Source organism: Nonomuraea sp. SYSU D8015, from assembly GCF_008065375.1.
In the GTDB taxonomy this organism is placed as follows: Bacteria; Actinomycetota; Actinomycetes; order Streptosporangiales; family Streptosporangiaceae; genus Nonomuraea.
This window is the reverse complement of sequence record NZ_VJYI01000010.1, coordinates 15,777-36,672: the sequence shown is the minus strand read 5'-3', so window position 1 is coordinate 36,672 and position 20,896 is coordinate 15,777. Positions and strand designations below refer to the sequence as shown.

21 protein-coding genes are annotated in these 20,896 nt (G+C 73.1%); 12 read left to right on the top strand and 9 right to left on the bottom strand.

Going from position 1 to position 20,896, the window contains the following annotated elements:
• Nucleotides 1–157: 157 nt before the first annotated feature.
• Nucleotides 158–1,171, top strand: a complete 1,014-nt coding sequence (locus tag ID574_RS34430) for a LacI family DNA-binding transcriptional regulator (protein WP_188193188.1) — start codon at nt 158–160, stop codon at nt 1,169–1,171.
• Between the two features lie 6 nt (nt 1,172–1,177).
• Here ID574_RS34430 and ID574_RS34425 read toward each other — a convergent pair whose 3' ends face one another.
• Nucleotides 1,178–1,546 carry a hypothetical protein gene (locus tag ID574_RS34425; RefSeq protein WP_188193187.1) on the bottom strand — a complete coding sequence of 123 codons (369 nt, stop codon included), beginning with the start codon at nt 1,544–1,546 and terminating at the stop codon, nt 1,178–1,180.
• Nucleotides 1,547–1,728: 182 nt separating this feature from the next.
• On the opposite strand from ID574_RS34425, the gene mbhE reads away from it, so the two are divergent.
• Genes mbhE through ID574_RS34395 form a run of 6 tightly spaced genes read left to right on the top strand, consistent with a single transcriptional unit; the run spans nt 1,729 to nt 7,831 of the window.
• Entirely contained in the window at nt 1,729–4,383 is a 2,655-nt protein-coding gene (mbhE, locus tag ID574_RS34420; protein WP_188193186.1) for a hydrogen gas-evolving membrane-bound hydrogenase subunit E, read from the top strand.
• Complete coding sequence (locus ID574_RS34415) at nt 4,380–5,189, top strand: Na(+)/H(+) antiporter subunit C (RefSeq protein ID WP_188193185.1); 810 nt, start codon at nt 4,380–4,382, stop codon at nt 5,187–5,189. Before mbhE ends, ID574_RS34415 begins: the two co-directional genes overlap by 4 nt.
• Nucleotides 5,189–6,754: a Na+/H+ antiporter subunit D gene (locus tag ID574_RS34410; protein ID WP_188193184.1), complete on the top strand. Its 1,566-nt coding sequence runs from the start codon at nt 5,189–5,191 to the stop codon at nt 6,752–6,754. Before ID574_RS34415 ends, ID574_RS34410 begins: the two co-directional genes overlap by 1 nt.
• Nucleotides 6,751–7,254, top strand: coding sequence for a Na+/H+ antiporter subunit E (locus tag ID574_RS34405; protein WP_188193183.1), 504 nt, complete (start codon nt 6,751–6,753; stop codon nt 7,252–7,254). The genes ID574_RS34410 and ID574_RS34405 overlap by 4 nt, the downstream gene beginning before the upstream one ends.
• Nucleotides 7,251–7,511, top strand: a complete 261-nt coding sequence (locus ID574_RS34400; RefSeq protein WP_188193182.1) for an MrpF/PhaF family protein — start codon at nt 7,251–7,253, stop codon at nt 7,509–7,511. The genes ID574_RS34405 and ID574_RS34400 overlap by 4 nt, the downstream gene beginning before the upstream one ends.
• Complete coding sequence (locus tag ID574_RS34395) at nt 7,508–7,831, top strand: cation:proton antiporter (protein ID WP_188193181.1); 324 nt, start codon at nt 7,508–7,510, stop codon at nt 7,829–7,831. The genes ID574_RS34400 and ID574_RS34395 overlap by 4 nt, the downstream gene beginning before the upstream one ends.
• On the opposite strand, the gene ID574_RS34390 is transcribed toward ID574_RS34395, so the two are convergent.
• The 4 genes from ID574_RS34390 to ID574_RS34375 form a co-directional block, all read right to left on the bottom strand.
• Nucleotides 7,783–8,310 carry a DUF6328 family protein gene (locus ID574_RS34390; RefSeq protein ID WP_223167353.1) on the bottom strand — a complete coding sequence of 176 codons (528 nt, stop codon included), beginning with the start codon at nt 8,308–8,310 and terminating at the stop codon, nt 7,783–7,785. The two genes, ID574_RS34395 and ID574_RS34390, sit on opposite strands and share 49 nt — an antisense overlap.
• A 217-nt stretch (nt 8,311–8,527) precedes the next feature.
• A complete protein-coding gene (locus ID574_RS34385; RefSeq protein WP_188193180.1) occupies nt 8,528–10,558 on the bottom strand; it encodes a xanthine dehydrogenase family protein molybdopterin-binding subunit in 2,031 nt (676 codons plus the stop codon).
• Nucleotides 10,559–10,640: 82 nt separating this feature from the next.
• The gene (locus ID574_RS34380; RefSeq protein WP_188193179.1) at nt 10,641–11,609 is read right to left on the bottom strand and encodes an FAD binding domain-containing protein; all 969 of its coding nucleotides are present in this window, start codon (nt 11,607–11,609) and stop codon (nt 10,641–10,643) included.
• A complete protein-coding gene (locus tag ID574_RS34375; protein WP_188193178.1) occupies nt 11,606–12,094 on the bottom strand; it encodes a (2Fe-2S)-binding protein in 489 nt (162 codons plus the stop codon). Before ID574_RS34375 ends, ID574_RS34380 begins: the two co-directional genes overlap by 4 nt.
• 96 nt (nt 12,095–12,190) lie before the next feature.
• On the opposite strand from ID574_RS34375, the gene ID574_RS34370 reads away from it, so the two are divergent.
• From ID574_RS34370 to recD2, 3 genes are all read left to right on the top strand, one after another.
• Nucleotides 12,191–13,330, top strand: coding sequence for an acetate/propionate family kinase (locus ID574_RS34370; protein ID WP_188193177.1), 1,140 nt, complete (start codon nt 12,191–12,193; stop codon nt 13,328–13,330).
• Nucleotides 13,327–14,583 carry an erythromycin esterase family protein gene (locus ID574_RS34365; RefSeq protein WP_188193176.1) on the top strand — a complete coding sequence of 419 codons (1,257 nt, stop codon included), beginning with the start codon at nt 13,327–13,329 and terminating at the stop codon, nt 14,581–14,583. The genes ID574_RS34370 and ID574_RS34365 overlap by 4 nt, the downstream gene beginning before the upstream one ends.
• 70 nt (nt 14,584–14,653) lie before the next feature.
• Nucleotides 14,654–16,786, top strand: a complete 2,133-nt coding sequence (recD2, locus tag ID574_RS34360; RefSeq protein ID WP_188193175.1) for an SF1B family DNA helicase RecD2 — start codon at nt 14,654–14,656, stop codon at nt 16,784–16,786.
• Between the two features lie 40 nt (nt 16,787–16,826).
• Here the strand turns inward: recD2 and ID574_RS34355 are convergent, their stop codons facing one another.
• Nucleotides 16,827–16,979, bottom strand: a complete 153-nt coding sequence (locus ID574_RS34355) for a hypothetical protein (RefSeq protein WP_188193174.1) — start codon at nt 16,977–16,979, stop codon at nt 16,827–16,829.
• On the bottom strand, nt 16,976–17,272 hold the full coding sequence (locus ID574_RS34350; protein WP_188193173.1) for a hypothetical protein: 297 nt from the start codon (nt 17,270–17,272) through the stop codon (nt 16,976–16,978). The genes ID574_RS34355 and ID574_RS34350 overlap by 4 nt, the downstream gene beginning before the upstream one ends.
• A gap of 70 nt (nt 17,273–17,342) precedes the next feature.
• Between ID574_RS34350 and ID574_RS34345 the strand changes: the two genes are divergently transcribed.
• Nucleotides 17,343–17,885: an RNA 2'-phosphotransferase gene (locus ID574_RS34345; RefSeq protein WP_188193172.1), complete on the top strand. Its 543-nt coding sequence runs from the start codon at nt 17,343–17,345 to the stop codon at nt 17,883–17,885.
• On the opposite strand, the gene ID574_RS34340 is transcribed toward ID574_RS34345, so the two are convergent.
• Both ID574_RS34340 and ID574_RS34335 read right to left on the bottom strand, forming a co-directional pair.
• Nucleotides 17,864–18,433, bottom strand: coding sequence for a riboflavin biosynthesis intermediates N-glycosidase (locus ID574_RS34340; protein ID WP_188193171.1), 570 nt, complete (start codon nt 18,431–18,433; stop codon nt 17,864–17,866). The two genes, ID574_RS34345 and ID574_RS34340, sit on opposite strands and share 22 nt — an antisense overlap.
• Complete coding sequence (locus ID574_RS34335; protein WP_188193170.1) at nt 18,430–19,410, bottom strand: helix-turn-helix transcriptional regulator; 981 nt, start codon at nt 19,408–19,410, stop codon at nt 18,430–18,432. The genes ID574_RS34340 and ID574_RS34335 overlap by 4 nt, the downstream gene beginning before the upstream one ends.
• A 63-nt stretch (nt 19,411–19,473) precedes the next feature.
• Between ID574_RS34335 and ID574_RS34330 the strand changes: the two genes are divergently transcribed.
• Nucleotides 19,474–20,634: an epoxide hydrolase family protein gene (locus ID574_RS34330; protein ID WP_188193169.1), complete on the top strand. Its 1,161-nt coding sequence runs from the start codon at nt 19,474–19,476 to the stop codon at nt 20,632–20,634.
• Nucleotides 20,635–20,896: the final 262 nt, after the last annotated feature.

The following is a 20,896-nucleotide window of genomic DNA, read 5'->3' as shown; positions in this document are numbered from 1 at the left end:
GCGGACTTGACGGCGGGAAAGCACGCCCTCGGGGTGAATTGACGCGAGTCAAAGATAGGTATGATTCACGGAAACGCTGAACCGATCCGCCGGTAACATTTACGTAACATGTGGTAGTCGTCAGTCCCGTCCCCCCGAACCCCAGGACACTTCACGCATGGTCACGAGAGCTGATGTCGCTCGCCTCGCCGGTGTCTCGACCGGCACCGTCTCGCATGTGCTCACCGGAGCGCGCTCGATCCGCCCGGAGACCCGCCGCAAGGTGCTCGACGCCATGGAGCAGCTCGGCTACACCCCGAATGCCATGGCCAGCGCCCTGGCCGGCGGTCGCAGCCGCATCATCGCCATCGTCTTCCCGTCACAGCCGCGCACGATCGTCGGCTCGGACCTGGAATACGTCCTGGCCGCCACCGAGGCCGCCCGCCGCCGGGGCTACCACGTGGTCCTGTGGACGTCCGGCGCCGACGACCTCAACGAGCTGCGCCAGCTGGTCCGGGCCGGGCTGGTCCAGGGCTTCCTGCTGATGCAGGTGGCGATGTCGGACGAGCGGGTGAGGTTCCTCAGGTCGGCGGGCATTCCCGTCGGGCTGATCGGGCGCACCCGCGCGCCGGGCCACGTGCCCTTCGCGGACGCCGACTTCGAGCAGATCGCCCGGCTGGTGGTCGACCACCTCGCGGGTCTCGGGCACCGGACGATCGGCATGCTCAACGCGCCGTACGAGCGGGGCACCCGCGGCATCGGCGCGGCGGTGCGCTTCGCCGACGCCGTCCGGCGCACCTGCGAGGAGCGGAAACTCGGCTGCACGATCGTCGAGAGCCAGCACACCGTACGCGCCGGCCGGGAGGCGTTGCGCGAGCTCCTTGAGGCCGCTCCCGGCACGACGGGCGTCATTTCCTACAACTGGGAGGCCACCCTGGGCGCGATGCACGAGGCCCGCGCGCTCGGGCGGCCGATCCCGGAGCGGCTGTCGCTCGTGCTGTGCTCCAACGGCGAGCCGGAGTCCACCGACCCGGAGCTGACCACCGCGACCCCGCCCGCCACAGAGATCGCCACCGCCGCCGTGGAGGCGCTCATCGACCACCTGGCCGCGCCCGAGGCCGAGCCGGCCCAGCGGTTGGTGCCGAGCGTCCTGGTGGAGCGGCACAGCACGGCGCCCGCCCCTGGGTCGTGAGAAAGCTCAGGCGTCCTCGCGGTACGGGCTCTCCAGGCGGAAGAAGTTGCTCTGCGAGCCGTCCTTCTTGTGCTCCTGGAAGATGAAGTTCAGCTCGCGCTCGTCGAACGTCCTGAACCAGTCGTCCCAGGAGATCTCCTCCAGGTCCTCTCCGCCATAGCCGGGGAAGTCGAACCTGAGCACACCCGGCCTGCCTTCGTGCTCGGTGCCGGGCACCTTGGCGGGGTGCGCGTCGCGCTCCTCGGCCCAGTGGCGGATCACCTCGTGGTCGGTGGTGATGAGGCTGCGTCCCGGCCGCTCCTCGTGCTCCTCGACCGAGGTGATGACCTGCTCGTACTTGTGCTCGCCGCGGATCGGCCGGTGCTGTTGCGCCATGGGACTGCTCCCCCCACGAGTCGTTCCGTCCAGGTCCGCTACCCGCATGGCCGCGCTTGTTGCAGGGGATCTGCTCCACCCCCGCTAAAGGGCGGGTCAATCCCCGTCGTGCCTGCGTGGTGGCGGTCGCGCGGCAGGGCAGATTGGGCGGACGTAACCGGAGATTCCCTCCCGAGGAGCCCATGGAATCGCTGCTGGTCCTGCACGCGGTGGCGGCGGTGTGCGCTCCCTGGCTGGCCCGCCGCATGGGCCGCCGCTCCTTCGTCCTCCTGGCCCTTCCCCCGGCGGCCGGCTTCGCCTACACGTTCTGGCCCGGTGTGCCCTCGGTACAGGTCACCAGCTGGGCGCCCGCGATCGGGCTGCAGCTGGCCTTCAGGGTCGATCCGCTGGCCGTGCTGATGATGGCGCTGGTCACGGGCGTCGGGGTGCTGGTGCTGTGCTACAGCGTCCGCTACTTCCCTGAGGGGGACGACGGCCTCGGGCGGTACGGCGGCGCCATGGTGGCGTTCGCGGGCTCGATGCTGGGGCTGGTGACGGCGGACGACCTGCTCCTGCTGTACGTGTTCTGGGAGCTGACCACCGTCTTCTCCTACCTGCTGATCGGCTACGACCCGGAGAGCCGGATGAGCAGGCAGGCCGCGATGAAGGCGCTGTCGGTCACGACGTTCGGCGGCCTGGCCATGCTGGCCGGGTTCGTGCTCATAGGCCAGGCGACGGGGACGTACCGGATCTCCGAACTCGGCGCGGCGGGCCCGGTGGCCGTCGCGCTGATCCTGGCGGGGGCGCTGGCGAAGTCGGCGATCTTCCCGTTCAGCACCTGGCTGCCGGCGGCGATGGCGGCGCCGACGCCGGTGTCGGCGTACCTGCACGCGGCCGCCATGGTGAAGGCCGGGGTCTACCTGCTCGCGCGGCTGGGGCCGGCGCTCGGCGACGTGCCGGTGTGGCGGGCGGCGGTGCCGCTGGGCGTGGTGACGATGCTGCTGGGCGGCTGGCGGGCACTGCGCGAGACGGATCTCAAGCGGCTGCTCGCCTACGGCACGGTCAGCCAGCTGGGGTTCCTGGTGGTGCTCTTCGGCGCGGGGACCGGCGAGGCCGCGCGGGCGGGGGCGGCGACGCTGCTCGCGCACGGGCTGTTCAAGGCGGCGTTGTTCCTGGTGGCGGGCATCGTGGAGCACGCGACGGGCACCAGGGACGTGGGTCTGCTCAGCGGGGCCGGGCGGGCGATGCCGTGGGTGTGCGCGGTCGCGGTGCTGGCGGGGGCGTCGATGGCGGGGCTGCCGCCGCTCCTCGGCTTCGTCGGGAAGGAGGCCGCCTTCCAGGCGTTGCTCGGCGATCCGGTCGTGCTGGCGGGCGTGGTGGCGGGGTCGGCGCTGACCGCGGGGTACACGCTGCGGTTCCTGTGGGGCGCGTTCGCCGCGAAGCCGGGCGTGGCGGAGGTACGGGCGCATGCGGTGCCCGCGATCATGTTCGGGCCGGCGGCGCTGCTGTCCGTCCTCGGGCTGGTCTCGTGGCCTGGACACCTCGAACCGCTGCCGCTGCTGCTGTCGGCGGGCGCGCTGGCGGCGGGGGCGGCGTTGTTCCTGGCCAGGGAGCCGGTGGCGAGGATGGGGGCGGCGCTGCACGTGTTCGACTCCGGGCAGGTCTTCTGGGCCGCCGTACGCCGCCTCGACCGCCTCGCCATCCAGGTCACCGGCCTGATCCAGCGGGGCTCGCTGCCGGACTACCTGATCCTCACGCTGCTGGCCACGGTGGGCGTCGGCGTGTTCGCCCTCTCCTACGGGGGCGCGCCCCGCCTGGAGGCGCCGGTCACCGCATGGCAGCGGCCCGAGCAGCCGGTCGTGGCCGTCCTGACGATCGCGGCGGCCGTGCTGGCGCTGTTCGCCCGCGCGTTCATCCTCCTGGCCCTGCTCGTGGGGCTGGCCGGCTACGGCACGGCGCTGATGTTCCTCGCGCACGGCTCCCCCGACCTGGCGCTCACCCAGTTCCTGGCCGAGACGCTGAGCCTGGTGGTGTTCGCGCTGGTGCTGCGGCGGCTGCCGATCGCCCCGGCCAAGAGCAGGCTGGCCGCGCCGCTCCGGGCCGGGATCGGCCTCGCCGTGGGCGGGACGGCCGCTGTCGCGGGCGTGCTGGCGATGGGCGCGCGCGACACCGCGCCGGTCGGCGCGCTCATGGAGGCGGCGGCCGAGCAGGCCGGCACGCGCAACGTGGTCAGCGCGCTCATCGTCGACATCCGCGCCTGGGACACCCTGGGCGAGAGCACGGTGATCGTCGTGCTGACGCTGGGCGTGACGAGCCTGGTGTTCCTGCGGCGCAGGTCGTACCACATCGAGCCGGGCGAGCACCCGCCCGCCGAGCGCACGCACTGGCTGGCGGCCACGCTGCCGCGGGGCCAGCGGGTGATCGCGTTCGAGGTGACGGCCAGGCTGACGTTCCACACCGTGCTGGTGGTGTCGCTGTTCCTGCTGTTCGTCGGGCACAGCGGGGTGGGCGGCGGGTTCGCGGGCGGCATCGTGGCCGGGCTGGCGATCATGGTCCGGTATCTGGCGGGCGGCCGCAACGAGCTGGCCGTGGCCGTGCCGGTGCACGCGGGCGTGCTGATGGGCGTGGGGCTGACGCTCTCGGCCGGGACGGCGCTGATCGGGCTGCTGGCCGGGCGGGCGGCGCTGGACATGCTCAGCACCGACGTCACCGTGCCGCTGGTCGGGCACGTGCACCTGTCCACGGGGCTGCTGTTCGACCTCGGCGTGTACGTGTCGGTGGTCGGCATGGTGCAGGACGTGCTGCGCGGCCTGGGAGCGGAGCTGGACCGGCAGATCGACGCCGAGGAGCGGCCGTGACCGCGCCGCTGCTGCCCTTCGCGACCTGTTGCGCGCTGATCGCGGCCGGGGTGACGCTGCTGCTGGAGCGGAGCCTGGTCCGCGTGCTGGCCGGTGTGATCACGCTGGGCAACGGGGTGAACCTGCTGATCGTGACCGCGAGCGGCGAGGCGGGCGGCCCGCCCTTCGTCGGCACCGCGGCGATGGCCGACCCGTTGCCGCAGGCCATGGTGCTCACCGCCATCGTGATCACTCTGGGCGTGACGGCGTTCCTGCTGGCGCTGGTGCACCGCTCGTGGCAGCTGACCGGCAGCGACGAGGTCCAGGACGACACCGAGGACCGGCGGGTGCGGCTGCGCGCCCGGCGCGGCGAGCTGACCGATGCCGTGCGCCACAGGCGGGACGCCTACCGGCGGCTCGTCCTCGAACAACGGGCCGAACTGGCGCACCTGGAGGCCGAACGGGCCGAGCGGGAGCGGCTGGAGGAGGCCGACCTGGAGCGGCGGATCGACCGGGTGCACACCGAGCTGGACCGCTGGACGCGCGGGCTCCTGGACGAGGGGCTGACGGAGGAGGAGCTGCACGCCCGTCTGGAGGAGGCGGGGCTCCGCGCGGACACCGCGTCCATGGACAACGTCATGCGCATCGAGGAGCTGCGCGAGGAGCACGAGCGGCGGCGAGGGGAGCAGGCGGCCAGGGAGCGGGAGCTGCGCAGGAAGCTCAGGGCGCGGCAGCGGGAGGCGCGCAGGCAGATGCGGGCGGCCATCAGGGAAGAGCTGGAGCGCCAGGCCCTCGCGCAGGACCCGGAGCTGAAAGGCGAGGACTAGTGGCGGCTCACATCACTGAGGGTCTCGTCTGCGTGCCCGTGCTGCTGCCGCTGCTGGCGGCGGGGGTGAAGCTCGCGATCGGCGGGCGGCTGCGCCGGCTGCAGTCGCTCATCAGCCTCGGCACGCTCACCGTGTCGCTGGTGGTGTCGGTGCTGCTGCTCGTGGCCGTGGACCGGGGCGGGCCGCTGGTCACGGAGCTGGGCGGGTGGCCGTCGCCGATCGGGATCTGCCTGGTGGCCGACCGGCTGTCCACGCTGGTGCTGGTGGTGTCGTCGGCGGTGACGCTCTGCGTGATGGCGTACTCGGTGGCCAACGCCTACGACGAGCAGGAGCACGACGCGCCCATGGCGATCTTCCACCCGGGGTTCCTGGTGATGGTGGCCGGGGTGGCGGACGCGTTCCTGTCGGGGGATCTGTTCAACCTGTTCGTGGCGTACGAGCTGCTGCTGAGCGGCTCGTACGTGCTGCTGACGTTCGGCGGCACCGAGTCGCGGATCCGGGCGGGGGCCACGTACACGCTGATGGCGCTGGTGTCGTCGATGGTGTTCCTGATCGCGCTGGCGATCACGTACGCGGCCACGGGCACGCTGTCGATGGCCCAGCTCGCCGTGCGGTTCGCGACGCTGCCCGAACAGGTGAAGCTGCTCGTGGAGCTCATGCTCCTGCTGGTGTTCGCGATCAAGGCGGCGATCTTCCCGATGTCGGCGTGGCTGCCCGACTCCTACCCGACCGCGCCCGCCCCGGCCACGGCCGTCTTCGCCGGGCTGCTCACCAAGGTCGGCGTCTACTCGATCATCCGGCTGGAGGCGCTGCTGTTCCCCGGCGGGCCGGTGGCGACGCTGCTCATGTGGGTGGCGCTGGGCACGATGCTGACCGGCGTGCTCGGCGCGGTGGCGCAGACCGACCTCAAGCGCATGTTGTCGTTCACGCTGCTCAGCCACATCGGGTACATGGTGTTCGGGGTGGCCCTGTCCACGGTGGCGGGCATGGCGGGCGCGGTCTTCTACGTGCTGCACCACATCACCGTGCAGACGGGGCTGTTCCTGGTGACGGGGCTGATCGAGCGGCGGACCGGGACCACCTCGGTGACCAGGCTCGGCGGGCTGATGAGGACGGCGCCGCTGATCGCCGTGCTGTTCTTCGTGCCCGCCATGAACCTGTCCGGCATTCCCCCGATGTCGGGTTTCCTGGGGAAGCTGATGCTGGTGCAGGCGGGGCTGGCCGCCGGCGGGCCGCTGCCGGCCGCGCTGGTGGCCGCGGGCCTGGTGACGAGCCTGCTCACCCTGTACGCCGTCGCCAAGACCTGGGGCAAGGCGTTCTGGCGCGTCCCCAGGGAGATCCGGGCGGGCCGGGTCGTGGAGAGCGAGGAGTACACCGGTGAGGAGCCGACCGTGACCACGACCGCGCTCCCCCTGACCATGTCGGCGCCGGTGGTGGCGCTGGTGGCGCTCGGGCTGTCGTTCACCGTGCTGGCCGGGCCGCTGTCGGCGCTGGCGCAGCGGGCGGCCGGCGAGCTGATGGCCCGCGAGCCGTACATCACGGCCGTGCTGGGGAGCCGGCGATGAGCCCGCGCCTGGCGCTGATCGGCTGGCTCACGCTGGTTTGGGTGATGCTGTGGGGCGACCCGTCGGCGGGCACCGCGCTCGGCGGGATCGCGGCCGCGCTGGTGGTGACGTGGCTGCTGCCGCTGCCGGTCCTGGACCCCGGCATCAGGCTCCGCCCGGTGGCGCTGGCGCGCTTCGTGGCGTGGTTCGGCTGGGACATGGTGCTCTCGACGGCGCGGGTGGTGTGGTGGGTGATCCGGCCGGGCCCGCCGCCGACGCTGCTGGTCCGGGTCGAGCTGCGCACGTCGTCCGAGTCGATGATCGCGCTGATCATGGCGGCGCTCGCGAACGTGCCCGGCAGCATCGTCGTGGACGCGTACGTCGCGGAGCGGTGCCTGCTGCTGCACGTGCTGGGCCTGCCCGGCGATGCCGCCGAGGCCGTGCGCGCGCACGTGGCCGGGCTGGAGTCGCGGGTCGTGGCGGCCTTCGGCACCCGCCCCGACCGGGAGGAGCTGGGATGACGCTGGTGTACGCGGTGACGCTGGCACTGCTCGGATGCGCGGCGGCGGCCACGCTGTACCGGGCGGCGCGCGGCCCGTCGATGCTGGACCGGGCGGTGGCGCTGGACGTGATGACGGCGCTGGCGATGTGCGGGGTGGGGGTGTTCGCCGTGGCCAGGGACGACTACTCGGACCTGCCGATCATGCTGGTGCTGTCGCTGCTGGGGTTCGTCGGGTCGGTGTCGCTGGCCAGGTTCTTCGCCGGCAGGTCGCGGTGAGCGCGCTGGACGCGGCGGTGGCCGCCTGCCTGCTGCTGGGCGCCGGCCTGGCGTTGTCGGCCGGGGCCGGGCTGGTGAGGTTCCGCACCACGCTGGACCGGATGCACGCGGGGACGAAGCCGCAGGTCGCGGGAGTGCTGCTGGTGTTGCTGGCCATGTGGCTGCACCGGCCGTCCTGGGCGACGGCGGGGCCGCTGCTGCTGGTGGCGGCGGCGCAGGTGATCACCGTGGCGGTGGCGGCGTACCTGGTGGCGCGGGCCGCGTACGCGCGTCAGTCGTCGCGGGACGACGATGACGACGGGACCGCCTTGCCGTCCTGACCGTTACCGTTCGCCCGGTTGAGCGCCGGCTGGCCGAACCAGGTCCACAGGGCCAGCGCGGCGATGACCCCGGCGGTGACCCAGGCCACGACGACGCCGAAGAGGTAGTCGATCACGAGCATGGTGGCCGTGGTCATCGAGACCGCCAGCGCCAGCGCGCCCAGGATGCCGTAGAAGTTGGAGCGGCGCACCAGCGTCTCCTTGCGGCCCTGCCGGAAGAGCACGCGGTGCTGCGCGGCGGGCGCGATGTAGCAGATCGACGCGATCGCCGCCCCCACCAGCGCCACGTAGAACAGCCACCGGTCGGCCAGGTCCAGCCGGGAGAACCCCGGCGAGAAGGGCACCGTCAGCAGGAACGCGAACAGCACCTGCACGCCGGTGACCGCCACGCGGGCGCCCTGCAGGAGCTCCACGAAATTGCGGTCCGCGCGCTCCAGCTGCGACTCGCGGCGTTCCATATGTTCAGGCACTCGTTCCACGCTGTCTCCCGCCCATTCACACGAGAGACCTCTACTTCCACCCCAAGGCAGGTCAAAACCTTGGCCTTCTTTCCCCCTAGCGCGGCTGCCTCGCGGTGAGGAGCGCGCCATCGCAACGACCGGCCGTTCCCGCGACGACGAGCAGGGTGAGCAGCCGGCGAAGGGTCCGGGCCCGGCGTGGCCGCGACGGCGCCGCTCGGCGGCGCGCTCGAACGGGTCAAGGGCTCGGCGCGAGGATCTTGGCGGGGGTGATGGGGAGGTCGCGGATGCGGCGGCCGGTGGCGTGGTGGACGGCGTTGCCGATGGCGGCGGCGGTGCCGACGATGCCGATCTCGCCGATGCCCTTGTTGCCCATCGGGTTGAGCGCGTCGTCCTCCTCCTCCAGCCAGACCGCCTCGACGTCCGCCACGTCGGCGCAGGCCGGCACATGGTATTGCGCGAGGTCGCGCCGGAGGAAGCCGCCGAACTCCTCGTCGGTGAGCGTCTCCTCCATCAGCGCCATGCCCAGCCCCATCGTCATGCCACCGATGAACTGGGAGCGCGCCAGCCCGGCGTCCAGGATGCGGCCGGCGGCGAAGACGCCGAGCAGGCGCGGCACGCGGACCTCGCCGGTCACCGCGCTGACCCGGACCTCGGCGAACTGGGCGCCGAAGGCGTGCCTGGCCAGCTCCGCGTCGGTGGCGACCTCGTCGGTGGTGTCGGCGCGGCCCTCTTTGCCGTTCTTCATCAGCTCCTCGCAGGCCCGGACGACGGCCGACCCCCATGAGGCGGTGCCCATGGAGCCGCCGGCCACGGGCGCGTCCGGCAGGTCGCTGTCGCCCAGCTCGACGTGCACCCGGTCGGGGGCGACGCCGAGCGTCTCGGCCGCGATCCTGGTGAGCACGGTGCGCGCGCCGGTGCCGATGTCGGCGGCCGCCACCTGGATCAGGAAGTCGCCGTTCCGCACGGTGGCCACGGCCTGCGACGGCCGCCGCCTGGCGGGGTAGGTCGAGGCGGCCACTCCGGTCCCGACCAGCCACTCGCCCTCGCGCCTGACGCCTGGCTCCGGGTCGCGGCGGTCCCACCCGAAGCGGCGGGCGCCCTCCCGCAGGCAGGCCACCAGGTTGCGGGAGCTGAACGGCAGGCCGCTCTCCGGCTCGGTCTCCGGTTCGTTGCGCACCCGCAGCTCGACGGGGTCGATGCCGGCGGCGCAGGCCAGCTCGTCGAGGGCGGACTCCAGGGCGTACATGCCGGGGCACTCGCCGGGGGCGCGCATCCACGACGGGGTGGCGACGTCGAGCCGGACGAGCCGGTGCGCGGTGCGCAGCGCGGGCGCGGCGTACATCGTGCGGGCCGGGGTCGCGGTCTGCTCGGCGAACTCCACGAGCGTGGAGCTCTGCTCGTAGGCGACGTGCTCCAGGGCGGTCAGCCGGCCCTCGGCGTCGGCGCCCAGGCGCAGCCGCTGGATCGTGGGCGTGCGGTAGCCGGTCACGTCGAACATCTGCTGCCTGGTCAGCACCACCTTGACCGGGCGGCCCACGGCCCTGGACGCCAGGGCCGCGAGCACCGCGTGCGGCCGGGTGCTGCCTTTGCAGCCGAAGCCGCCGCCGACGTGCCGGGCCACGACCCGGACCCGGGAGGGCGGCAGGCCGAGCGTGCCGGCGATGGTGTCGCGGTCCGGGGACGCGCCCTGCGTGGAGTTGTAGACCAGCAGCCTGCCCTCCGCGTCCCACAGGGCCACGGCGGCGTGCGGCTCCATCGGGTTGTTGTGCAGGACCGGGGTCGTGTACGTCACGTCGACCGTGGTCGCGGCCTCGGCCAGCCCCGCCTCGACGTCGCCGTGCTCGGTGTCGGCCGGGTAGTTCGGGTTGACGACCTCCGGCCGGTACAGGCCCGGGTGGTCGGCGCGCAGGCCGACGTCGTGGTCGGCGGGCTCGTACTCGACGCGGACGGCGTCGGCGGCGGCGCGGGCGTTCTCGTAGGTGTCGGCGACGGCGGCGGCGATCAGCTGGCCGCGGTAGGCGACGTCGCGGCTCTGGAACAGGGCCAACTCGCCGTCGGCGTCGGGGGCCAGCTGGGGCGGGTCTTCGACGGACAGCACGCCCAGCACGCCCGGCATGTCGAGGGCCTGGCTCGCGTCCACGCGGGCGACGCGGCCCTTGGCGATCAGCGACTGCACGGGGTAGGCGTGGGCGACGCCCTCGACCGGGTATTCGGCGGCGTACGTGGCCAGCCCCGTGACCTTGACGCGGCCCTCGACGCGATTCACCGCACTCCTCCTCCGGGACGTGTGGAACTCCGGGACATGCTCTTCAGCTCGCGGTCCCCGCTGCGGCCGGGCCGTGCGGACGTCAAGGCGCCAGCTCCTCGAGCGTGTTGACGATCAGGTTGCGGGCCAGGGGCACCTTGAAGGCGTTGCGCGGCAGCGGGCGGGCCTGGGCGAGCTCGGCCTCGGCGGCTTCCAGGAACGCCTCGCCGGTCGCCGGGCCGCCTATCAGCGCCTGCTCGGCCCGCTCCGCCCGCCAGGGCGCGTGGGCGAGGCTGCCGAGGGCGATGCGGCAGCCGCTGACGACGCCGTCGCGGACGTCGAGCACGGCGGCGATCGACACCAGGGCGAACGCGAACGACGCGCGCTCGCGGACCTTGCGGTAGGCCGAGGCGCCGGGCGGCGGCGCGGGCAGCTCGACCGCGGTGATCAGGTCGCCCGGCTCCAGGACGGTGTCCCGCTCGGGCGCGTCGCCGGGCAGGCGGTGCAGGCCCGGCATCGGGATGATCCGGTCGCCGCCCGGCCCGGTGACGTGGACCTCGGCCTCCAGCGCGGCCAGCGCGACGGCCAGGTCCGACGGGTGGGTGGCCACGCAGGCGTCCGAGGCGCCGAGCACGGCCAGGTTCGAGTGGTCGCCCTCGATGGCCGGGCAGCCGGAGCCGGGCCGGCGCTTGTTGCACGGCCTGCTCACGTCCTGGAAGTACGCGCACCGGGTGCGCTGCAGCAGGTTGCCGGCCACCGTCGCCATGTTGCGGACCTGCCCGGACGCGCCGGCCAGCACCGCGCGGGCCAGCATCGGGTAGCGGCGGCGGATCAGCGGGTCGGCCGCCAGGTCGCTGTTGCGCACGGCGGCGCCGATCCGCAGCCGGTCGCCGACCGGCTCGATCGCGTCGAGCGGCAGGCGGCTGACGTCGACGAGCCGCTCCGGCCGGGCCACGCCGAGGCGCATGAGGTCGACCAGGTTGGTGCCGCCGCCCAGGTACATCGTGCCGGGCCGGAACCGGCGCACCGCGTCCGACGGGCTGCCCGCGCGGGCGTACTCGAAGGGCTTCACCGGGCGACCTCCGCGATCGCGCTGACGATGTTGACGTACGCGCCGCACCGGCACAGGTTGCCGCTCATCCGCTCCCTGATCTCCTCCGGCGTCAGGTCGGGGTCGACGAGGACGTCCGGGGTGACGGCGCTCGGCCCGGGCTCGCCCAGCATCCCGGCCGCCGAGCAGAGCTGCCCGGGCGTGCAGTAGCCGCACTGGAAGGCGTCGTGCTCGATGAACGCGGCCTGCAGGGGATGCAGCTCGTCCCCGTTCGCCAGGCCCTCGACGGTGGTGATCTCCGAGCCGTCCATCGCGACCGCCAGCGCCAGGCAGGAGTTGGCCCGCCGCCCGTCGACGAGCACGGTGCAGGCCCCGCACTGCCCGTGATCGCAGCCCTTCTTCGAGCCGATCAGCCCGAGCCGTTCGCGCAGGAGGTCGAGCAGCGACATCCGGGGGTCGACGTCCACGGTGCGGGGCAGGCCGTTGACCTGAAGGGTGATGTCCATGGCGCATCGCCTACCCGACGCCTCAGCCCGGCAACCTCTGGGCGCGGTAAAGCCGGACGTCCGTTTTGCGATAGTGGTGACGGGTAGCCGAGCCGCATGAGTGAGGCGTTCGAGGTGACCGGGCCGGCCGCGATACTCACCGTCAACGCCGGTTCGTCGAGCCTCCGCCTGGACCTGGTGCAGGGCGGGAGCGTGCTGGACAGCGCGCACGCGGAGCACGCCACGGATCCGGGGGCGGCCGGGGAGGAGCTGGCGGCGTTCCTCGGAGGGCATTTCGACCGCGACATCAGGGCCGTGGCGCACCGGCTCGTGCACGGCGGCGACGTCGTGCGCGCACCCACGGTGGCCGACGACGAGACGCTGGCGGCGCTACGCGGCGTGACGAGCCTCGCGCCGCTGCACCTGCCGCCGTCGCTGGCGCTGGTGGAGGCGGCCCGCGAGCAGTTGCCGGCCGTGCCGCACATTCTCTGCCCGGACACAGCTTTCCACGCCGGTCTGCCGGCCGCGGCCGCCACGTACGCCCTGCCGCGCGAGTGGCGTGAACGGCACGGCCTGCGCCGCTACGGCTTCCACGGCCTGTCCTACGCCTGGGCCGCCGACCGGGTGGCGGAGCTGCTCGGCCGGCCCGTGACGGAGCTGGAGCTGGTGCTGACCCACCTGGGCGGCGGCTGCTCGGTGTGCGCGGTGTCGGGCGGGCGCAGCGTGGACACCTCGATGGGGTTCACGCCCCTGGAGGGCGTGCCCATGGTCAAGCGCTCGGGCAGCGTTGATCCGGGGATGCTGGTGTGGCTGCTGTCCGAGGGCCACCTCTCCGTGGACGAGCTGAGCGAGGGGCTGGAGCGGCGTTCGGGGCTGCTGGGCCTGTCGGACGGGCGGTCCGGGGACACGCGGGATCTCGTGGCCGCCGAGCGGGACGGGGACGAGGCGGCCGCGCTGGCGCTGAGCGTCTTCAGCCACCGGGTGGCCCGTGAGATCGCCGCCGCGGCCACGTCGCTCACGCGGATCGACGCGCTGGTGTTCACCGGGGAGATCGGCTGGGACCAGCCCGAGGTGCGCGAGGCGGTCTGCCGCCGCCTCGGCCTGCTCGGCGTCGAGCCGCCCGTCCGGGGCAACCGCCACGACGACGGCCCCGTCAGCGCGGACGGCGCCGCCGTGCCGGTCCTGGTGGTGCAGGTGCGTGAGGAGCTCCAGCTCGCCCGCGAATGCCTCGATGTGCTCGCGGAGGAGGACGAATGACCTACCTCGACGGGGTGCGCGGCGCCGCGCTCCCGCTGACCGGCCCGGGGGACCTGGACCCGCTGCTCGACCGCGTGGGCGAGGCCAGGTACGTGCTGATCGGCGAGGCCAGCCACGGCACCCACGACTACTACGTCTGGCGGGCCGAGCTGACCCGCCGCCTGATCGCCGAGAAGGGCTTCCGGTTCGTCGCGGTGGAGGGCGACTGGCCGGACTGCGAACGGGTGCACCGGGCCGTCACCTCCGGCACGGACCCGTTCGAGGCCCTGTACGCCTTCGCGCGCTGGCCGACGTTCATGTGGGCCAACCACGAGGTCGTGGACTTCTGCCGCTGGCTGCGCCACTGGAACGCCGGCCGGCCGCCCGGCGAGCGCTGCGGCTTCCACGGCCTGGACGTCTACAGCCTGTGGGACTCGCTGCGCGCCGTCCGCCGTTACGCCGCCGCGAACCTGCCCGGCGAGCTCGACGCGGTGATGGAGGCGCTGTCCTGCTTCGAGTCCTACGGCCACGACCCGCAGCAGTACGGCCTGGCCGTCCGGCTCGTCCCCGACACCTGCGAGGACGAGGTCGTCAACCTGCTCGCCGCCGTGGTCAGGGCCGCGCCCGGCGAGCTCGGGGTGCGGCAGAACGCCGAGGTCGTGGCCGGCGCCGAGCGCTACTACCGTGCCATGGTGCGCGGCGGCCCCGAGTCGTGGAACGTCAGGGACGTGCACATGGCCGACACCCTCGACCGGCTCGCCGAGCACCACGACGCCAAGGGGGTCGTGTGGGCGCACAACACGCACGTCGGCGACGCCCGCGCCACGGACATGGCGGCCGCCGGGATGACCAATCTCGGGCAGCTGGCCAGGGAGCGGCACGGCGCGGACGCGGTGCTGGTGGGGTTCGGCTGCCACCGGGGGTCCGTGGTGGCCGGTGACCGGTGGGGCGCGCAGCACCACGTCATGCGGGTGCCGCCGGCCCGGCCGGCGTCGCTGGAGTCCCTGCTGTACGACGCCCTCGCCGCCCCGAGCGCCCTGTTCGTGGTGCCCTCCGGCCCGAGACCCGACTGGTACGACGAGCCGATGGGGCACCGGGCCATCGGCGTCGTGTACCGGCCGGAGCAGGAGCGGTGGGGCAACTACGTGCCCACGGTGGTGGGCCGCCGCTACGACGCGTTCCTCTGGCTGGACGAGACCAAGGCCCTGCACCCGCTGCACGGTGAGCCGTGGGGCGACGCCCTTTTCGCACCCACGGCGACCACCATGACGTAGGCCCCATGAGAGTTACGCGACCAGCGCCATGTGAACTCGATTGTCAGTGGCGGATGGTTTGATCTGAGCTGTGGAGGCTTCGGTCGAGCAGCTCGTGTACGTGCGCGAGGACGAATACACCGTCGCGCGCATGAGCGCCGACGGCATGCCCGACTTCGTGGCCACCGGGCGGGCGCTGGCCGGGGTGCAGCCGGGCGAGACGCTGCGGATCGTCGGCGAATGGGGCCGGCATCCGCGGTACGGGCGGCGGTTCGCGGTCGCCGACTGCGAGCGGGTGACGCCGTCGTCGGTGCGGGCCATCCGCATCTACCTCGGGTCGGGGCTGGTCAGGGGCATCGGGCCGCGGCTGGCGTACGCGATCGTCGACCACTTCGGCGAGGCCACGCTCAAGGTGATCGACACCGAGCCGGAGCGGCTCACCGAGGTGGTCAACATCGGGCCGCTGCGGCAGGCGCAGATCGTCGAGGCCTGGCGGGAGCAGAAGGCCATCGCCGCGCTGATGGTGACGCTCCAGGGGCTCGGGGTCAGCCCGCTGCTGGCCGCCAAGATCTACCAGGCGTTCGGGCAGGACGCCGACGAGGTGCTCGCCACCGATCCGTACCGGCTGATCGGGCGGGTCAGGGGCATCGCGTTCCGCATCGCCGACCGGATCGCGCTGCAGTCAGGCGTGCCCGAGCGGAGCCCGCAACGGGTGAAGGCGGCGCTGCTCGACCGGCTCGAGGCGGCCGCCACCCGCGACGGCCACTGCTACCTGCCGGTGTCCGCGCTGGTCAGGGAGACGGCGGAGCTCATCGAGCAAGATCAGGATCTGGTGCGGCCGATGCTCGACGCTCTCGTGGCCGACCGCCGGCTGGTCGTCGAGACCTCCCCCGATCAGCCGGGCCAGATGGTGGCCTACGCCAAACACGTCCACGCCCGCGAGACGGCGCTGGCCGCCCAGCTGACCAGGCTCGCGCAGGCCCGCTCGACCCTGCCGCTGCGCTCCTTCCGGGAGGACCCGGGGCTCCACGACGACCAGCGCGCGGCCGTCACCATGGCCCTGACCAGCACCGTCTCGGTCATCACCGGCGGCCCTGGATGCGGCAAGAGCCACACGGTCAAGGCCATCGCCACCACCGTCAGGGCCGCGGGCGGCACGGTCACGCTCACCGCCCCCACCGGCAAGGCGGCCAAACGCCTGTCCGAGCTGACCGGCATGCCCGCGATGACCGTCCACCGCATGCTCGCCCAGCAGCCCGACCCCGACCCCGACACGCTGTTCCACGAGACGCCGTCGCAGGCCGACCTGATCGTGGTCGACGAGGCGTCCATGCTCGACCTCCACCTCGCCACCCGGCTCGCCGCGGCCGTCCCGACCGGCAGCCACCTGCTGCTCATCGGCGACAGCGACCAGCTGCCCAGCATCGGGCCCGGCGACGTGCTGGCCGACCTGCTGCGCGTCCCGGAGATCCCGCGGGTCCAGCTCACCCACGTCTTCCGGCAGGCGGGCGGCAGCGGCATCATCGAGGCCGCTCACCGCATCCGCGCCGGCCGGATGCCCGTGACGCCGGGGCGGGGCGGGTTCTGGTTCGAGGAGCTGGACGATCCCGAGCAGGTCGCCAAGCGGGTCGCCCACCTGGCCATGGTGGCGATCCCCCGCAAGCAGGGCGTCGAGCCCGACCAGGTCCAGGTGCTGTGCCCGATGCGCAAGGGCGAGACCGGCGCCACCGCGCTGGGGCGGCTCATCCAGGACCAGCTCAACCCGGCCGCCGACGACAAGCCCGAGCACTGGTCGGGGGCGACCGTGTTCCGGGTGGGCGATCGGGTCATGCCGATCCGCAACAACTACGACAAGGGCGTCTTCAACGGCGAGACGGGGACGGTCACGGCGGTCGTGCCGTCGGAGCGCACGATCACCATCAGGACGGACGACGGGGAGATCGTCTCGTACGGCTTCGACGAGCTCGACGACCTGACCCACGCGTACGCGATCAGCGTGCACCGGTCGCAGGGCAGCGAATACCCCTTCGTGGTGGCGCCCATCGTGGCCGAGTCCGGGGGGATCATGCTGCGCCGCAAGCTCCTCTACACGCTGGTGACCCGGGCGAAGGCGTGGGTGGTGCTGGTGGGGCAGCGCGAGGCGCTCGAAATGGCGGTCCACCGCATCGGCCACCGCCGCAACACGGGCCTGGCCCGCCGCCTCTCCCTGTCCCTGGAGTCCTGACCCAGTGCCCCGGCTCCGGGCGCGGGGCGGACATGCCGCTCTACCTGGGGAAGGTGCGGCCGTAGTCCTGGTCGAACGTCCGGCTCACCCAGTCCGGGGCGCCGCGTCCGCCGTCCGGCTCAGGGATCTCGCCCATGACGACGGCCCGGCGGATCTCGGCGATCTCGGGCGAGCGGTCCCGACGTTCCCTCACGTGGCCGCCGTCCACTCGCCGTCCTCGCCGGCGGCGAGCTCCCCGCCCAGGAGCGTGGCGCGGGCGGAGATCGGGGCGCCCTCGGCCGTCGCGCCGGAGCCGAGGGTCAGGGCGTGCAGGAACAGGCGGTCTCTGATCGTGTAGGCGCAGACGAAGCCCCGGTAGCAGCCGGTGTGCAGCGGGGCGGGCCGGATGCCGTGGCCGGCGGGGTCGAAGAGGGGGCCGCCGTCGATCGCGACGACGTCGTGCTCCGTGCCGTCGACGGCGACGGTGTCCGGGATCTGCGCGGACACCGCGGCAGGGTCTCACGTCCGCCGGAAATCGGGTAGCGAGGGCCGGACGGGGCGCGGGAGCATGGCGGTGATGGACGAGCGGCGCATGGTGCGCATTTCGAAATACCTGGCCAGGCATCTGCGGCACGATCCGCAGCTCATCGGGATCACGCTGGACGCGGGCGGCTGGGTGCCCGTCGACGTGCTGCTGCGGGCCGCCGCCGAGCACGGGTTCCCGATCACGGCCGACGAGCTGCAGCACGTCGTGGAGTCGAACGACAAGCGGCGGTACGCGATCGAGGACGGCCGGATCCGCGCCAGCCAGGGGCATTCGGTGCCGGTGGATCTGGAGCTGCCCGCCGTCGAGCCACCCGAGGTGCTCTACCACGGCACCGTGGCGCGATTCGTGGCGGCCATCAAGAAGGAGGGGCTGCGGCCGATGAGCCGCCATCACGTGCACCTGTCACCCGACCGGGAGACGGCGGCCCGGGTCGGGGCGCGCCGGGGCGTCCCGGTCGTGCTGACGGTGGCGGCGGGGGCGATGCACGCCGACGGGCACGAGTTCCGGCGCAGCGCCAACGGGGTGTGGCTGGCCGAGCACGTGCCACCCGGCTATCTGTGGTTTCCCTCCTGAAGGGCGTCGCGGGCGGCCATCAGGGCGAAGCCGAGCAGGTTGAGGCCCCGCCACGTCGCCGGTGAGGCGGCCCGCTCGTCGCCGGCCGTCAGCCCGATGCCCCACACCCGGTCGCGCGGGCTGGCCTCCACGAGCACCCGGTTCGACGTGCCGAGCAGGAACGCGCCGAGGTCGGCGTGCTGCCCGAACTTGGCGACGTTGCCCCGCACGACGATGTCGAACCGCCGCGCCTCCCACGTCGCCTCGTCGAAGCCGCGTACGGTCCGGCCGAGCGCCTTGGCCTCGCCGGGGTGGCCAGCCGCGAGGATCTTGGCCGCGCCCTCCTCGTCGCCGAACAGCCACGCCTTGTGCGCCATCATGTAGTGCTCGGCCGAGGCGAACACGTGCCCGTCCTCGGTGAACGTCACGGGCCACCACTGGCTGAGGCAACCGGGGCCGACGCCGCCGTCGCGGGCGGGCTGGTGGCCCCAGAAGTACAGATATTCGAGCTGCCGGCCGGACCGCTCGGCGGCGACGGCCTCCTCGACGCTCATGGGGAGATCGTTCATGACTCAACCGTGCCACAGGTGTCATCGGCGGCGCGGCGCAGCCGGTCGGCGACCTCGCGCAGCACCGGCACCAGCTCCGGCGGATCCAGCACCTCGAAGTCGAAGCCCTTGGCCGCGACGTAGATCGCCAGCTCGTCGAGCGAGTTGGAGCCGGTGACGTACCGGCACGTGCCGGCGTCGACCGCCTCCAGCCGCCCCGCCCCCGCCGAGGTCTGGGGCGCGACCGCCTCCAGGGGCGCGTGGAAGAGGATGCGGGCCTGATAGCGGTACGGCGCGGAGGTGATGGAGCGTGACACGTACGCGGCCACGTCGTCCTGCGGCGGCGTGCGCGGCGTGAACCGGGCGCCCGGCATCCCGAGCGGCGCCTCGATCCGGTCCACGCGGAACGTCCGCCAGTCCTGTTTACCCAGGTCCCAGGCCAGCAGGTACCAGCGGCGCGGCGTGTGCACCAGCCGGTGCGGCTCCACCTCCCGCTCCGAGACCCCGTCCCGCCCCCGGTATCGCAGCCGCAGCCGGCGGTGGTCGCGGCAGGCCGCGGCGATGGCGGTCAGGAGGTCGGCGTTCACGGCCGGGGCGGCGGCGCCGGCCAGCGGCACCGTGGCCGCCTGGAACGCGCTCACCCGGTGCCGCAGCCGCGACGGCAGGATCTGCTGCAGCTTGGCCAGCGCGCGCAGCGAGCCCTCCTCCAGTCCGGCCACGCTGCCGGTGGCGGCGGTCCGCAGGCTGATCGCCACCGCGACCGCCTCCTCGTCGTCGAGCAGCAGCGGCGGCAGGGCGGCCCCCACGCCGAGCCGGTAGCCGCCGGCCACGCCGGGGGTGGCGTCGACCGGGTAGCCGAGCTCGCGCAGCCGGTCGATGTCGCGCCGCACCGTACGCAGCCCGGCGCCGAGCCGTCCGGCCAGCTCGGCGCCGGTCCAGTCGGCACGCGACTGCAGGAGGGACAGCAGGCGGAGCAACCGGGCCGAAGTCTCCAACATGAATCTCATTCTGCTCGACATCGGTGCCAGGGCCTGTCACCAATCCCTCTTACTGTCGCAGACATGACGCACAGCGACATCACCGCCCAGGTCACGCCGTATCGCATCGAGATCCCCCAGGACGCTCTCGACGACCTCCGCGACCGGCTCCGGCGTACGCGCTGGGCCCCCGAACTGCCCGGCGCCGGCTGGGAGCGCGGCGTGCCCACGAGCTACCTGCGCGGCCTGGCGGAATACTGGGCCGGCGGCTTCGACTGGCGCGCGCAGGAGGCGGCGCTGAACGCGTACCCGCAGTTCACGACCACGATCGACGGCGCGGACGTGCACTTCCTGCACGTCCGCTCGGCGGAGCCGGACGCCACCCCGCTCATGCTCCTGCACGGCTGGCCGGGCTCGGTGGTCGAGTTCCTCGACCTCATCGGCCCGCTCACCGACCCGGTCGCGCACGGCGGCGCGGCCGCGGACGCCTTCCACCTGGTGATCCCGTCGCTGCCGGGCTACGGCTTCTCCGGCCCGCTGCCCGGCACCGGCTGGACCGACGGGCGCACCGCCGCCGCGCTGGCCGAGCTGATGGCCCGGCTCGGCTACGACCGGTACGGCGTCCAGGGCGGCGACGTCGGCGCCTTCATCGCGCCGCTGATGGGCCGGGCCGCGCCGGACCACGTCATCGGCGTGCACGTCAACGGCCTGCTCACCTTCCCCGACCCGGCGGTCGCTGACGAGCTCACCGAGGCCGAGCGCGAGCGGCTGGCCGGGATGGGCGAGTGGCAGCAGAAGCTGGGCGCGTACATGAACCTGCAGGGCACCCGCCCGCAGACCATCGCCGCCTCGCTGCACGACTCCCCCGCCGGGCAGCTCGCCTGGATCGTGGAGAAGTTCAAGGACTGGACGGACCCGGCGGCCAAGCTGCCCGAGGACGCCGTGGACCGGGACCGCATCCTCACCGACGTGAGCATCTACTGGTTCACCGAGACCGCTGGGTCGGCGGCGCACACGTACTTCGAGCGGTTCAACGACTTCAGCGCGTGGGGGCCGGTGGAGCGCGGCACCGTGCCGACGGCGGTGGCGGTGTTCCCGACCGACTATTCGGTGCGGCCGCTGGCCGAGCGGGTGCACAACGTGGTGAGGTGGTCGGAGTTCGGCCACGGCGGCCACTTCGCCGCCCTGGAGACGCCCGACGTGCTGATCTCCGACCTGCGCGCGTTCTTCCGCTCCCTCTCCTGACCCGGGCCCCTCTGCCCCCTTGCCCCGTTCTTCGCACGACCGACTCCGCGCGCCACCCTTTGGCCCCGCACTTCATGGCGTCTCACCGGCAAGAACGATCTCCATCTGATCACCGCACCGGCCACATAGGGCGTCAGCAGGCACAGGAGAGGTGATCATGTGAAATATGGGCCTTGACCGCCAGTCACCCGGTCAAGGAGGCATATGGTCTGGGCCGCCCTCTGATGCTGCTACTTTGGTGCGCGGTGCGCCGGGAAGCCTG

Excerpts from the sequence above, each read along its gene's own strand:
- ID574_RS34330 (WP_188193169.1), top strand. The coding sequence starts at position 19,474 with ATGACGCACAGCGACATCACCGCCCAGGTCACGCCGTATCGCATCGAG.
- ID574_RS34340 (WP_188193171.1), bottom strand. The coding sequence starts at position 18,433 with ATGAACGATCTCCCCATGAGCGTCGAGGAGGCCGTCGCCGCCGAGCGG.
- ID574_RS34425 (WP_188193187.1), bottom strand. The coding sequence starts at position 1,546 with ATGGCGCAACAGCACCGGCCGATCCGCGGCGAGCACAAGTACGAGCAG.
- mbhE (WP_188193186.1), top strand. The coding sequence starts at position 1,729 with ATGGAATCGCTGCTGGTCCTGCACGCGGTGGCGGCGGTGTGCGCTCCC.
- ID574_RS34365 (WP_188193176.1), top strand. The coding sequence starts at position 13,327 with ATGACCTACCTCGACGGGGTGCGCGGCGCCGCGCTCCCGCTGACCGGC.
- ID574_RS34335 (WP_188193170.1), bottom strand. The coding sequence starts at position 19,410 with ATGTTGGAGACTTCGGCCCGGTTGCTCCGCCTGCTGTCCCTCCTGCAG.
- ID574_RS34405 (WP_188193183.1), top strand. The coding sequence starts at position 6,751 with ATGAGCCCGCGCCTGGCGCTGATCGGCTGGCTCACGCTGGTTTGGGTG.
- ID574_RS34375 (WP_188193178.1), bottom strand. The coding sequence starts at position 12,094 with ATGGACATCACCCTTCAGGTCAACGGCCTGCCCCGCACCGTGGACGTC.
- ID574_RS34370 (WP_188193177.1), top strand. The coding sequence starts at position 12,191 with ATGAGTGAGGCGTTCGAGGTGACCGGGCCGGCCGCGATACTCACCGTC.
- ID574_RS34400 (WP_188193182.1), top strand. The coding sequence starts at position 7,251 with ATGACGCTGGTGTACGCGGTGACGCTGGCACTGCTCGGATGCGCGGCG.
- ID574_RS34430 (WP_188193188.1), top strand. The coding sequence starts at position 158 with ATGGTCACGAGAGCTGATGTCGCTCGCCTCGCCGGTGTCTCGACCGGC.
- ID574_RS34345 (WP_188193172.1), top strand. The coding sequence starts at position 17,343 with ATGGACGAGCGGCGCATGGTGCGCATTTCGAAATACCTGGCCAGGCAT.